General features: G+C 73.3%; 9 protein-coding genes. 3 read left to right on the forward strand and 6 right to left on the reverse strand.

The window, feature by feature from the left end; translation table 11 throughout:
* The 3 genes from ACFPYL_RS19800 (at window position 1) to ACFPYL_RS19810 (ending at window position 1,957) form a co-directional block, all read left to right on the forward strand.
* On the forward strand, window positions 1-198 hold the full coding sequence (locus tag ACFPYL_RS19800) for a hypothetical protein (RefSeq protein ID WP_379158375.1): 198 nt from the start codon (window positions 1-3) through the stop codon (window positions 196-198).
* 48 nt (window positions 199-246) lie between these two features.
* Window positions 247-1,101 carry a DUF3097 domain-containing protein gene (locus ACFPYL_RS19805; protein ID WP_379158378.1) on the forward strand — a complete coding sequence of 285 codons (855 nt, stop codon included), beginning with the start codon at window positions 247-249 and terminating at the stop codon, window positions 1,099-1,101.
* A gap of 208 nt (window positions 1,102-1,309) precedes the next feature.
* A complete protein-coding gene (locus ACFPYL_RS19810; protein ID WP_379158380.1) occupies window positions 1,310-1,957 on the forward strand; it encodes a Crp/Fnr family transcriptional regulator in 648 nt (215 codons plus the stop codon).
* Here the strand turns inward: ACFPYL_RS19810 and ACFPYL_RS19815 are convergent.
* From ACFPYL_RS19815 to ACFPYL_RS19840, 6 genes are all read right to left on the reverse strand, one after another.
* Entirely contained in the window at window positions 1,929-5,441 is a 3,513-nt protein-coding gene (locus tag ACFPYL_RS19815) for an adenylate/guanylate cyclase domain-containing protein (RefSeq protein WP_379158384.1), read from the reverse strand. The genes ACFPYL_RS19810 and ACFPYL_RS19815 overlap by 29 nt on opposite strands.
* Window positions 5,442-5,476: 35 nt before the next feature.
* A complete protein-coding gene (locus tag ACFPYL_RS19820) occupies window positions 5,477-7,129 on the reverse strand; it encodes an MFS transporter (RefSeq protein WP_379158387.1) in 1,653 nt (550 codons plus the stop codon).
* A 100-nt stretch (window positions 7,130-7,229) separates the two neighbouring features.
* Complete coding sequence (locus ACFPYL_RS19825; RefSeq protein WP_379158390.1) at window positions 7,230-7,682, reverse strand: TM2 domain-containing protein; 453 nt, start codon at window positions 7,680-7,682, stop codon at window positions 7,230-7,232.
* 24 nt (window positions 7,683-7,706) lie between these two features.
* Window positions 7,707-8,933 carry a radical SAM family heme chaperone HemW gene (gene hemW / locus ACFPYL_RS19830; protein WP_379158393.1) on the reverse strand — a complete coding sequence of 409 codons (1,227 nt, stop codon included), beginning with the start codon at window positions 8,931-8,933 and terminating at the stop codon, window positions 7,707-7,709.
* Between the two features lie 21 nt (window positions 8,934-8,954).
* Complete coding sequence (locus ACFPYL_RS19835; protein WP_379158396.1) at window positions 8,955-9,860, reverse strand: intradiol ring-cleavage dioxygenase; 906 nt, start codon at window positions 9,858-9,860, stop codon at window positions 8,955-8,957.
* 54 nt (window positions 9,861-9,914) lie between these two features.
* A complete protein-coding gene (locus ACFPYL_RS19840; protein WP_379158398.1) occupies window positions 9,915-13,301 on the reverse strand; it encodes an error-prone DNA polymerase in 3,387 nt (1,128 codons plus the stop codon).
* Between the last annotated feature and the right edge of the window lie 8 nt (window positions 13,302-13,309).

Below are 13,309 nucleotides of genomic sequence, written 5' to 3' on the forward strand. Positions count from 1 at the left end.
ATGAGCGACGACCAGCCCACCCAGGCCATCGAGGACGAGGACCTCCCCGAGGACCTGCAGCCCACCGACGACAACCCGCTCGCCAAGCCGCTGACCGACGAGGACGACCCGAAGTCGCCCGAGGAGCTCGACGTGCTCGGCGGCAAGACCGCGGAGGAGACCTCCGGCGAGAGTGACGGGGGCGACTCCGACGACTGACGGCGCGCCCCCACGGCCTTGTCGGTGGCGCCGCCTAGCGTGACGTCGGTGAGCTCCCGCGACCGCTACGGCACCGACGTCCTGGCCACCGACTGGCGCGCCCCCAAGCGCGGCCGCGCCGTCGAGGCGCCGGCCGAGATCGGCTCGGTCGTCGAGGAGGTCACCACCGACTGGGTCGGGGAGATCGTCGCGGTCGACCGCGACCTGCACACGCTCACCCTCGAGGACCGGCGCGGCAAGCGCCGTACGTTCCCGCTCGGGCCCGGCTTCCTCCTCGAGGGCCGGCCGGTGATCCTGACGGCACCGGTGCGCGCGGCGGCGCCCGCCAAGCCCAGCCGTACGGCGTCCGGCTCGGTTGCCGTCCACGACGCGAAGGCGCGGGTGGCCCGCGCGAGCCGGATCTTCGTCGAGGGCCGGCACGACGCCGAGCTCGTCGAGAAGGTGTGGGGCGACGACCTGCGCATCGAGGGCGTCGTGGTCGAGTACCTCGGCGGCGTCGACGACCTCGCCGAGCACCTGCGCGACTTCCGGCCCGGGCCGGAGCGGAAGGTCGGCGTGCTGGTCGACCACCTGGTGCCCGGCTCCAAGGAGAGCCGGATCGCCCAGGGCATCGCGAAGTCACCGGTCGGCAAGCACGTGCTGATCGTCGGCCACCCGTTCATCGACATCTGGGCCGCGGTGAAGCCGGAGCGGCTCGGGCTCCAGCGCTGGCCCGACGTGCCGCGCAGCATCGAGTGGAAGAAGGGCGTCTGCCAGCAGCTGGGCTGGCCGCACCGCGACCAGGCCGACACCGCCCGCGCCTGGCAGCACATCCTGAGCCGGGTCTCGTCCTACCAGGACCTCGACCCGGCCCTGCTGGGCCGGGTCGAGGAGCTCATCGACTTCACCACCAGCTCGGACTGAGCCTGCGAAGGCCGCGCGACGCGTCGCTCAGATGCGGACGTCCAGGTCGCCACGCGGCTGGACGCGTCCCCCGACGTTCGGGTTGATGAGAGTGCTCATGGGGTCCTCCTGGTTCCGGGGCCGGGGATCTCCCGGTGCGCACCACTCTGCCGAGGTCGGTCGGCTCGTTCTGTCCGCCAGCCGACACAACACTGGTTGACTTCTCCCCATGGACTGGCCGCTGCTCGCCGCGCTCGACACCGAGGAGCGCGGGCGCATCCTGCGGGCCGCCCGGCGCCGCTCGTACGCGCGCGGCGACGTGCTCGTCAACGAAGGCGATCCGTCCGACAGCCTGCACCTGGTCGCGGCGGGGCGCCTGGCCGTCCGGGTCTCCACGCCGGACGGCGACCACGCGACGATCAACCTGCTCGGGCCGGGTGACTACTTCGGTGAGCTGTCGCTGCTCGACGGGCGGCCACGGGTGCGGTCGGCGACGATCATCGCGCTCGAGCCGGCCGAGTGCCTGACCCTGTCGGCGGCGGAGTTCCGCGACCTCCGGGCCCGGCACCGGGCGGCGGACCAGCTGCTGCTCGCGCTGATGGCGGGACGCATCGACGAGCTCTCCGCGCGGCTGCTGGAGGCGACGTACGACAGCCTCGACCAGCGGGTGCACCGCAGGCTGGCCGAGCTCGCCGACCTGTACGGCGCCGCCGACGGCCCGGTCGTCGTGCCGCTCACCCAGGAGCAGCTCGCGGAGCTGGTCGGCGGCACCCGCCCCAGCGTCAACCTGGTCCTCCAGGCCCTGGTGTCCGAGGGCGTCGTCGAGCTCGGGCGCGGCAGGATCACCGTCATCGACCGGGCGTGGCTGCCCCGCTGAGGGACTCGAGCCAGGCCGTCGCGCCGAGGCGCTCGAAGGTCACCCGTGCCAGGGCCGCCTCCTCCTCCGCCTCGGTCGAGCGGCCCTGACGCTGCAGGAGCGCCGCGAGCTCGACCCGGCACTGCGCGGCGGTGGGCTCCGCGCGCCAGGTCGACGCGAGCCGGAGCGCCCTGCGCAGCTGCTCCTCCGCGGTCGCGTCGTCACCGGCCTCGGCGGCCAGGAGTCCGGCGAGCCGTGCTCGCTGGGCGCCGACGCCGATCGGCTCGTTGCTGCCGCGGTGGTCGTCGACGATGGCCAGCATCCGCGTGAGCTCGTCGCGGTCGCCGGCGGCCCAGGCGAGCTCGGTGCCGACCAGCCAGATGATCGAGAAGTCGTCGTAGAGCTCGGTCACGGCGTACGCCGTCTCCGCGGCCTGGCGCGCCAGCGCCGCCGAGGGTCGACCGGCCTGGTGCGCGTCGAGCGCGCCCACGATCTCGACGAAGCAGCGCAGGGACAGGTCGTCGCCGGTGTCCTCGGGCGAGACCCCCAGGCCGGGCCGCCAGTCGATGCCGCGGGCTAGGGAGATGCGGGCGCGGACGAGCTCGGCCAGGGGGACGTCCATCACGGCCTCGTCGGCCGCCGACAGGGCCTCGTCCCACTCGCCCGACACGAGCGCGGCGAGGGCGAGGTTGGAGCCGGCGCTCGAGTGGGCGTAGACGGAGCCGGACTGGCGACCGACGACCAGCGCCTCGCGGCCGAACTCCACGGCGCGAGACGCGTCGTCGGGCGTCCACGACACGTTGAGGTTGACCAGCGAACGGGTCAGCGCGGCAGGCAGGTGGTGGCGACGGCTGATCTCGGCGGCCGCCTCGAAGATGATCCGGCCGATGCCGCGCGTGCCCGTGAGCATGTGGTGGAGCGCGAGCCCGTTGTAGCTGTCCGCGACCTCGTCCGGCGAGCCGACCACCTCGGCCAGCCGGGCCCGCTCCTCGGCGACGTCCCCCAGGCTGCTGCTGGTGCGCAGCTTGAGGCCGGTGAGCACCTTGAGCAGCTCCAGCAGCACGGGTACGGCGTCGAGGCGTCCGCGCAGCGCGTCGTACCGTTCCTCCGCCATCGCGATCGACGTCTCGTAGTCGTGCCGGCCAGTGCCGATCCCGTAGGCGAGCTGGGCGACCGCGGCGGCTGTGCTGAGCTCGTCGCCGGCGGCCTCGAAGGCCTGCTTCGCCGACTCGGCGTGCCTGATGCACCCCTCGATGTCGGCGGTGTCGCGGAGCACCCGCGCCAGCTCGAGCTCGATGCTCGCGCGCAGCATCGGGTCCGCGGCACGGTCCAGCGCCACCCGGAGGTGGCTCGCGGCCTCGAGGGGCGCACCCAGGGCCGCCGCCCGCGCCGCCGCCAGCCGGAGCAGCACGATGGCCCGCGCGGTGAGCTCGGGGACGTCGGCGTCCTCGGGTACCGCGTCGATCGCCTCCAGGTGGTGCTGCGCCTCGATCGCCGCGACCTCGCCCGAGGCGTCGTCCTCGCCGGCGAGCAGCGCCACGACGGCGAGGTGCCCGGCCTTGCGGTCCCGCCGCGCCAGGGTGCCGTAGGCGACCTGCCGGACCACGGCCTGCACGAAGTGGTAGAGCCCGAGCTCGGAGCTGAGCCGGTTGGACTCCTGGCGCAGCAGCTGGAGCCGCACCAGCGAGGCGAGCACGGCGTCGACGTCCGCCACGTCGGGACACAGGTCCGCGATGGTCTCGAGGGCGAAGCCACGCCCGATGACGCTGGCCCGGTCCACGACCCGGCGCTGGTCGGGCAGGAGCTTGTCGAGGCGGGCCGCGACCAGGGCCTGCAGCGACGCCGGCGCCCCGACGGCGTCCAGGTCGAGCGGTCCGTCGCCGGCCAGGACGTACTGCCCGCCCCGGGGTACGACGAGGTCGCGGTCGATCAGCGAGCGCACCGTCTCGACCGCGAAGAGCGGGATGCCCTCGGCGCGCTGCACGAGCGAGCTGCGCACGTGGTCGTCGAGCCCGGCGACCAGGCCGTCCAGGAGCTGCCCCATCTCCGGCGGCCCGAGGGGCTCGAGGTGGACCACGGTCGCACGCCGGTTGGTGGCCAGCGCCGGGTTCTCCTCGATCAGGCCGGGCCGCGTCAGCAGCACGACGAAGCACGGGAACTCGCCCACCGCGAGCAGGTGCTCGACGAAGTGCAGCAGGCCGTCGTCGGCGTGCTGGGCGTCGTCGACGAGCAGCGCGACCGGCGTGCCGTCGCCACCGACCCGGGCCAGGAAGGCGGTCCACGCGGCGAAGAGGTCCTCGCGGCCGAACGAGCCGACCGCGCCGACACCGAGCAGGGCGGCGATGCGGGGCTCCAGCCAGGCGCGCTCGTCGGGGTCCTCGACGAGCAGGTCGAGGCCGGCAGCGATCAGCCGGGTCTGGTCCTCGTCACCGGCGGCGCCGGTGTCGCCGTGGACGACGACCTGGAGGCGCGCCCGGATGGCCTCGGCGAGCGCGTAGAACGCCACGCCCTCGCCGTACGAGAGGCAGCGCCCGGTGTGCCAGCGCACGTCGGCGCTCAGGCCGTCGACGTACTTCTCGAACTCCCACGCGAGCCGGGACTTGCCGACGCCGGCCTCGCCGTCGACGACGAGGAGGGCGGGCCGGCGGGTCTGCTCGATGCCGTGGAAGAGCTCCTTGATGACGCGCATCTCGCGGTCGCGACCGACCAGGGGTCCCTCGAGGCCGTCGGCACGCTGCGCGCCACCGACCGCAGCGACCACGGCGCGGACCGACCAGAGCGGCACCGGCTCGGCCTTGCCCTTCATGGCGTGGCTGCCGACGTCGAGGTAGGTGATCGCCGAGGAGGTGAGCAGCCGGGTGGTCTCGTCGACCCACACCTGCCCGGGCGCGGCGGCCGACTGCACCCGCGACGCCGTGTTGACCGCGTCGCCCGCGACCATGCCCTGGTGCTCGGCGCCGATGGTGACGGCGACCTCACCGGTCACGATCCCGACCCGCATCGCGAGGTCGGGGACGTCGATGTCGGAGCCCATCGCCGCGATCGTGTTGACCAGCTCGAGCCCGGCGCGCACCGCGCGCTCGGCGTCGTCCTCGTGCGCGGTCGGGACGCCCCACACCGCCATCACGGCGTCGCCGATGAACTTCTCGATCGTCCCGCCGTAGCGCGCGACGATCGCGCGGCACTCGTCGAAGTAGCGCGACAGCAGCTCGCGGACCTGCTCCTGGTCGCGGGTCTCCGCGAGCGCCGTGAACCCGACCAGGTCGCCGAAGAGCACGCTGGTGATGCGGCGCGACGCGACCGGTTGCGAGGGAGCCGCGACGACGGCGCCGAGGGCACCACCGCAGGTGCTGCAGAACCGGGCGCCCGGCACCACCTCGGCGTGGCAGGTCGGGCAGGTGACGGCCGTCAGGGTCGACCCGCAGGCATGGCAGAACCGCGCGCCCGCGGGCTGTCCCGAGGCGCCGCAGCCACCACAGCTCGTCACGGCCTCAGGATGGCCCATCGCGGGACCCTCCGAGGCCGGTTTCCGCACGTCGGTCACGCCCCGAGCCGATCGGCGACCACGGCGTCGAGCGCCCGTCCGGAGTCCCGGGTGCCGGTCACCGCGGCGAGGAAGTCGGCGCGGGCGAGCACCAGGACCCGGACGGACGTGACCGCCGTGACCGTGGCGGTGCGGGGAACGTCGCGCAGGAGGGCGATCTCACCGAAGTAGTCGCCGCGCCGCTCGGTGCGCAGCAGCCGGCCGCCCTGGCTCACCTCGACCGACCCCGACACCAGGACGTAGAAGTCGTCGGAGGTCTCCCCCTCCTCGAGGACGACCTCGCCAGCGGCGTACGACGCGGGGCGGAGGCTGCCGGCCAGCGACTCGGCCGTCGCCGCGGGCAGCGGCTCGAAGATGTCGATGGAGCGCAGCAGGTCGAGGTGCTCGGGTGCCGTGAGCCGGGCGTCGAGCCGGCGCATCCGCGGCAGGGTCAGCAGGACCACCGCCGACACCAGGACCCCCAGGGAGCCCATCGCGCCACGCAGGCCGAGCAGGGAGACGAGCACCGGGGCCAGCGCCGCGCCGAGCGACATCGCGCCGATCAGCGAGCTGTCCACGGCCGCGAACACCCGGGAGATCATCTGCTCCGGGGCGATCCGCTGCGGGATGGTGTCGAGACCGAGGTTCACCCACGGGTCCGACAACCCGATCACGGCGAGCGCGGCGAGCGCGGTCGCCGGACTCGGGAAGAGCGCCATCGCGAGCAGGGGCAGCGCCCAGCCCAGGACCCCGACCGCCATGTCCTGCCCCAGCCGGCCGCGACCGACGCGGGTCAGCACCACGAGACCGCCGACGACGGTGCCGACACCCATCACCGAGTTGAGGTAGCCGACGCCGGCCGCGCCCGCGTCGAGCATGGTCACCGACACCATCACCAGGAAGACCGTGAGCGCACCCCAGGTCACGCCCTGGGCCCCGGCGAGCAGCGCGACGGCACCGAGGTCGCGGTCGCGGCCCAGCTGGGCGAACCCGGCGGTGACGTCACGGACGAACCCGTCTGCGTGCTCGTCCGCGTGCTCGTCCCCGTCCGTCGGGTCGGGCGTCTCGGGCGCCTCCTGCACCGGCACCCGGATCCCGGCGACCAGGGCGAGCGACCACACGAAGGTCAGCGCGTTGAGCCAGAAGACCGCCTGCACGTCGAGGCCGACGACCAGCAGCGCGCCGAGGGCCGGGCCGGCGAACATGGCGACGGTCTCGAGGTTGGAGGTGACGGCGTTCGCCGCCGTGAGCTCGGCCGGGTCGTCGACCAGGCGCGGCACCAGTCCGGCCTGCGCCGAGCGGAACGACGCCCCGACGGCGACCGCGAGCAGGGCCAGCCCGAACACGAGGGCCGGCGGCCCGCCCATGCCGACCAGCACGGCGGACAGCGCGACCACCACGGCGCGGATGGCGTCGACCGCCATCATGTAGTGCTTGCGCGAGACCCGGTCCGCGACCGCGGCGCCCAGCGGGCCGGCCACGGCTCCGACGAGGAACCGCAGTGCGGCGTAGGCGCCCACCCCGGACGCGCCTCCCACGGCGTACGCCCAGACGATGACGGCGGTCCCGAAAGCCCAGTCCCCGATCGCCGACCCGAAGAAGGCCAGCTGCATCCGACGTACGGACGGGTTGCTCAGCACCCGCGCGAACGCTCCACCCCGACCCGACATGACCGACCTCCGTGGCTCCGGCGCGTCCCCCGGTGGGAGCGTCGCGCCCATCGTGGAGCCGACGGAGGTCGTCGTTCTGTCTGCGTGCTGACAGAAGGTGCTACGTCGTGCGGAGCGGCAGTCCGTTCGGGTCCTTGCTGTCCGTGGCCAGGATGATGATGCCGTCGATGAACGACCACAGGCTGCCGATGCCGCAGGTCAGCACGGCGACGACCAGCTGCCAGACGCCGGTCTTGGTGTCGCCGAGGTAGAACCGGCCGATGCCGAACGGCAGGAAGATCTGGAGCAGGCCGGCGACCAGCTTGGACTTGTCCGAGAACGGCAGGCCGGTCGGCGGGTGGATGCCGTACGGCGCCTGCGGGCTCGCGCCGTAGGGCCCGGCCGGGTAGCCGGGCTGCGGGTAGCCCTGCTGGGGGTAGCCCTGCTGCGGGTAGCCCGGCTGCGGCGGCGGAGGTGCCTGGCCGTACGGCGGCGGCGTCGGCTCTCCGGCAGGCGGCGGGGTGGGCGCGCCGTACGGCGGCGGGACGTCCGGTTCCTCGGGGCCTTGGCTCATGGCGACACCCTAGGTGCTGGCGGCCTACGGGAGTAGGTCCCGCACCAGCCCGTCCGCGAGCAGCCGGCCGCGCTGCGTGGGGACCAGTCGTTCCGCGTGCCGCGTCAGCAGACCCTCGTCGACGAGGCGGGCGACCTCGCCCCGGCCGGTCGCGTCGAGGACGCTCACCGGCAACCCGTCCCGGAGCCGGAGCTCGAGGAGCACCCGCTCGACGCGACGGCTCTCGTCGTCGAGGACCTCCCGCGCGTGTGCGGGCGTGACGCCGCTGGCGATGCGCTCGGCGTACGCCGCGGGGTGCTTGACGTTCCACCACCGCACGCCGCCGACGTGGGAGTGCGCGCCGGGTCCGACGCCCCACCAGTCGCCGCCGGTCCAGTAGAGGAGGTTGTGGCGACAGCGGCTCGCCTCGTCCTTGGCCCAGTTGGAGACCTCGTACCACCCCAGCCCGGCGGCAGTCAGCCGCTCGTCGACGAGCAGGTACTTGTCCGCCAGGTCGTCGTCGTCCGGCATCGCCACCTCGCCGCGCCGGATCTGGCGGGCCAGCGCGGTGCCGTCCTCGACGATGAGGGAGTAGGCCGAGACGTGGTCGGGCCGGCACGCGAGCGCCGCCTCGACACTGGTCTCCCAGTCGGCCAGCGACTCCCCCGGCGTGCCGTAGATGAGGTCGAGGCTGACCTGCTCGAAGCCGGCCTGCCGCGCCCAGTCCACGACGGCCGGGACCCGCAGCGGGTCGTGGGTGCGGTCGAGGACCTTGAGCACGTGGTCGACCGCGGACTGCATGCCGAACGAGATCCGGTTGAACCCCGCCCCGCGCAGCTCCTCCAGGTCCCACAGCGCGACGCTGTCGGGGTTGGACTCGGTCGTCACCTCGGCGTCCTCGGCGAGCCCGAACTCCGCGGCGATGGCCGCGACGATGCTGCCCAGGTCGGCCGGGCTGAGCAGGGTCGGCGTACCCCCGCCGAAGAAGACGGTGCTGACCGGCAGGTCGACGTCGCCCAGCGCCACGCGCGCCCGGCGTACCTCCGCGATCGCCGCCTCGGCGTACGTCGTCCGGCTCGCGCCGGGCGCGCCACCGGCCGGGCCGAGCTCGTCGGCGGTGTAGGTGTTGAAGTCGCAGTAGCCGCAGCGCACCGTGCAGAACGGCACGTGCACGTAGAACCCGAACGGCCGGCGCCCCAGCCCCGCCAGCGCCGTCTCCGGCAGCGACCCGTCCTCAGGCACCGGATCACCCACGGGCAGGACGGACGGCATGCGCCCATCCTCCCACCCGGGTCAGACGGGGATGTTGAGGGAGACCGAGTAGCCGTCGTCGACGGAGCCGGTGACGGTGGCCATCTGCAGGGAGTAGCCGTCGGAGAAGATGCCGTCGCTGTCCAGGCTGATCTGGGCCAGGTTGGTGACCGACTGCTCGTAGCCCTCCGTGGCGAAGACGTCGTTGCAGACGTCCTCGGGGAGCGCGAGCTGGGAGGTGCGCAGCTTGTTGGTGTACGACGTGGCGTCGTCGAGCGACTCGTAGACCTCGAAGTGCATGTGCGGCCAGCGACCGGAGTAGCAGGCGGGGAAGATCGTCGTGAACTCGACGCGGCCCTGGGCGTCGGTCTCCTGGACGCCGCGCAGGTAGTTCTCGTCGGCGACAGCCTCGGAGTACATCGAGTAGTTGCCGTCGCGGTCGCAGTGCCACAGGTAGACCGCGGCACCGGACAGGGCGGCGACGTCCTCGCCGTTGAGGTCGTAGACCTTCAGCCTCACCGTCACCGGGACGCCCTCGGCGACCCCGGACGCGTCGCCGAACGACGTCGTCAGGTCGCTGCGCACGATGCCGGACTCGGTGAGGACGTTGACCCCGTTGGAGCCGTCACCGGGGTAGGGGCCGGCGGTCTCCTCGGGGATCTCCCCGTCGGCGACCTCGACCGAGGAGTCACCCCCGATCGCTCCAGACCCGGCCCCTCCCCCCGGCGGTCCACCGGCGGGCGGGGCGCCGTCGGTGGTCGAGCTGGAGGACGTCGTCGAGGGGGTGTCCGTCCCGCAGCTCACGGCGATCGCGGCCACACCGGCCGCACCGAAGACCGCGAGCATCCCGCGCCGTCCCATCCGCTTGCTGCGCTCTGCCTGACGATCCAGGATCTGGGGCAGGTCGTGGGAGAGGCCGAGGTCGTGGTCTTCGAGGTCTTCGTGCATGCGCCCATCACAGCGTCCGAACCTGTGCGGTCGCTGTGCGTCACGGATGCCCCGTCAGTGGAAGTCACGCGACCGGTGCCGGGACCGGAGGGCGCGACCGGCGGACGGGTGCACCTCCTCGAGCGGCGCGAGCCGGTCGGCCACCAGGTTGGTGACGCCGTCCTGGCGCTCGAGGATCCCGCGGATCACCATGCCGGCCGAGCTCGTCGCCACCGACCGGTAGCGCCGCCACACGCCGACCGTGCAGATCACGTTGAGCATCCCGGTCTCGTCCTCGAGGTTGAGGAAGGTGACGCCCCCCGCCGTACCCGGCCGCTGGCGGTGGGTCACCAGACCTGCGACGTGCACGCGGCGCCCCGCCTCGGCGGTCGCGGTGTCGGCCACCGACCTGATCCCGGCCGCGCGCAGGACCTCGCGCAGCAGCCCGACCGGGTGCACGTCGGGGGTGATCCCGGTCGCCCACAGGTCGGCCATCGTGGTCTCCACGACGTCCATGTCGGGCAGCATCGGCGCTGCCGTGGTGACCCGGATGCCCTCGAGGTGCTCCTCGCCCTCGGTCCAGCCGGCGTTCCACAGGGCCTGCCGTCGCGACACCTGGAACGCGTCGTCGAACACGCCCGCCGTGGCCAGCGCCTCCAGCTGCCGCGCGTCGAGACCGGCCCGCCGGGACAGGTCGACCTGGTCGGTGAACGGCCGCTCCGCGCGCGCTGCCACGATCCGCTCGGCCACCGTTGCACCGATCCCGCGCACCGAGTCGAGGCCGAGCCGGACGGCGTACGCCGTGTCGCGGCGGTGCGCGGGCGTCGGGTCGGGGGTGCCCGGCACCCACTCGGTGCGTTCGCCGTCGTGGCGGCAGGAGTCGAGGCCGGTGGGGCCTCCCGCGCCCTCGAGGTCGGCCAGCGCCCCCGAGCGGACCAGGTCGGGACGGAGCACCTCGACACCGTGGCGCCGGGCGTCGTGGACCAGCGACTGCGGCGAGTAGAACCCCATCGGCTGGTTGCGCAGCAGCGCCGCGAGGAACGCGCCCGGGTAGTGGAGCTTGCACCACGAGCTGGCGTAGACGAGCTTGGCGAAGGAGAGCGCGTGGCTCTCGGCGAACCCGAAGTTCGCGAACGACAGGATCTTCAGGTAGATCGCGTCGGCCTCGGCGCCGACCAGACCCTTGTCGGCCATCCCCGTGTAGAGCTTCTCCTTGATCGACTCGATCCGCTCGACCCCGCGCTTGGAGCCCATCGCCCGGCGCAGCAGGTCGGCCTCGTCACGGGTGCAGTCGCCGAGGGTGCGCGCCATGTCCATCAGCTGCTCCTGGAAGAGGGGTACGCCGAGGGTGCGCTCGAGGACCGGGACCAGCGACGGGTGGGCGTAGGTGACCTCCTCGCGGCCGGTCGCGCGGCGTACGTAGGGGTGCACCGCACCGCCCTGGATCGGACCCGGCCGGATCAGCGCGATCTCGATCGCGAGGTCGTAGAAGGTGCGCGGCTGGAGCCGCGGCAGGGTGCCGATCTGGGCGCGGCTCTCGACCTGGAAGACACCGATCGAGTCGGCCCGGCAGAGCATGTCGTAGACGGCCGGCTCCTCCTTGGGGATCGTCTCGAGCTCCCAGCGCTCCCCCAGGTGCTCCTCGACGATCCGCATCATGTGGTCGAGCGCGCCGAGCATGCCGAGGCCGAGCAGGTCGAACTTCACCAGGCCCATGAACTCGCAGGCGTCCTTGTCCCACTGGAGCACGGTGCGCTTCTCCATCCGGGCGCGCTCGATCGGCACCACCTCACCGATCGGGCGCTCGGTGAGCACCATCCCGCCGGAGTGGATGCCGAGGTGGCGCGGCGCCCCGAGGAACTGGTTGGCGAGCTCGACGACCGGAGCCGGTACGCCGTGCTCGCCGTCCGACGCGACCGCCGTCCAGCTGGTGATCTGCTTGGACCAGGCGTCCTGCTGGCCGGGTGAGTGACCGAGCGCCTTGGCCGCGTCGCGGACCGCCATCTTGGGTCGGTAGCCGACCACGTTGGCGACCTGGGCGGCGTTGTGGCGGCCGTACTTGTCGTAGACCCACTGGATCACCTCCTCGCGCCGGTCGGAGTCGAAGTCGACGTCGATGTCGGGCTCCTCGTCGCGGTGCTCGGAGATGAACCGCTCGAAGGGCAGCCGGTAGAAGACCGGGTCGATCGCGGTGATGCCGAGGGCGTAGCAGACCGCCGAGCTGGCCGCGGATCCCCTGCCCTGGCACAGGATCCGCTCCCCCCGCGCGAAGGCGACGATGTCGTGGACGATCACGAAGTAGCCGGCGAAGTCCTTCTGGTCGATGACCGTCAGCTCGTGCTCGACCTTCTCCCGCGCCTCCGCCTCGAGCTCGGTCCCGGCGTAGCGCCGGGCGAAGCCGCGCTCGGTCAGCTCGCGCAGCCAGGTCATCGGCGTGTGCCCGTCGGGGATGCCGTCCTTGGGCAGTCGCGGGGTGGCCTTCTGGAGGTCGAAGGCGAGCTCGTCGGCGATCGTGACGGTGCGCGCCACCGCGCCCGGGTAGCGGGCGAACCGTCGCGCCATCTCCACCCCCGAGCGCAGGCTCGCGGCACCCGCGGCCGGCAGCCAGCCGTCCATCTCGGCCAGGCTGCGCCGGGCCCGGACCGCGGCCATCGCCCCGGCCAGCCGGTGCCCGTCGGGACTGGCGTGGTGGGCGTTGTTGGTGGCGACCGTGGGCAGCCCGCGCTCGGCGGCGATCGCGGCGAGCAGGTCGTTGGCGTGGCTGTCGGCCGGGTATCCGCGGTCGGTCAGCTCGACCACGACGTGCTCCCGACCGAAGAGCCCGACCAGCCGGTCCAGCTCCGCGGCGGCGTACGACGGTCCGCGAGCCAGGCCCTGGCGGACCGCGCCCTTGCGACAACCGGTGAGCACCAGCCAGTGCCCCTCCGCACGCTCGGCGAGCTCGCGCTCGTCGTAGAGCGGCCGGCCCTTCTCGTCACCACGCAGCTGGGCGTCGGTGATCGCACCGGCCAGCCGGTGGTAGCCCTCCACGCCACGCGCCAGCACGAGCAGGTGGCTGCCCTCCGGGTCGGCGACGCCGTTCTGCGGGCCGCCGAGCCCCAGCGAGAGCTCGGAGCCGTAGATCGTGCGGAGGTCGTCGCCGTGCAGCTGCGCCGTCTCCGCAAACAGGGGCGCGCCGTAGAACCCGTCGTGGTCGGTGATCGCCAGCGCGTGCAGGCCGAGCCGGATCGCCTCGAGCACCAGCTTGTCCGGGCCGCTGGCGCCGTCGAGGAAGCTGAAGTTGGAGTGGCAGTGCAGCTCGGCGTACGGCGTGACCGGGCCGGTCGGCCGCTCCACCTCGACCTTCTCGCGCTTGCGCTTGCGCTGGGAGATCGGCGCCTCGGGGTCCTGGGGTGTGACGACGCGGCCGGAGAGCCGCTTCTCCAGCTCGCCCCAGGAGATGCTCGGGTTGCTCCATCCCATGTCAGTCG

It is taken from the genome of Nocardioides hankookensis, from assembly GCF_042658885.1.
GTDB lineage: Bacteria > Actinomycetota > Actinomycetes > Propionibacteriales > Nocardioidaceae > Nocardioides > Nocardioides hankookensis.

What these genes read in the sequence shown, in the direction of transcription:
- ACFPYL_RS19800 (WP_379158375.1), top strand. Translation starts at nt 1, where the DNA reads ATGAGCGACGACCAGCCCACCCAGGCCATCGAGGACGAGGACCTCCCC.
- ACFPYL_RS19810 (WP_379158380.1), top strand. Translation starts at nt 1,310, where the DNA reads ATGGACTGGCCGCTGCTCGCCGCGCTCGACACCGAGGAGCGCGGGCGC.
- ACFPYL_RS19815 (WP_379158384.1), bottom strand. Translation starts at nt 5,441, where the DNA reads ATGGGCCATCCTGAGGCCGTGACGAGCTGTGGTGGCTGCGGCGCCTCG.
- ACFPYL_RS19820 (WP_379158387.1), bottom strand. Translation starts at nt 7,129, where the DNA reads ATGTCGGGTCGGGGTGGAGCGTTCGCGCGGGTGCTGAGCAACCCGTCC.
- ACFPYL_RS19825 (WP_379158390.1), bottom strand. Translation starts at nt 7,682, where the DNA reads ATGAGCCAAGGCCCCGAGGAACCGGACGTCCCGCCGCCGTACGGCGCG.
- hemW (WP_379158393.1), bottom strand. Translation starts at nt 8,933, where the DNA reads ATGCCGTCCGTCCTGCCCGTGGGTGATCCGGTGCCTGAGGACGGGTCG.
- ACFPYL_RS19835 (WP_379158396.1), bottom strand. Translation starts at nt 9,860, where the DNA reads ATGCACGAAGACCTCGAAGACCACGACCTCGGCCTCTCCCACGACCTG.
- ACFPYL_RS19840 (WP_379158398.1), bottom strand. Translation starts at nt 13,301, where the DNA reads ATGGGATGGAGCAACCCGAGCATCTCCTGGGGCGAGCTGGAGAAGCGG.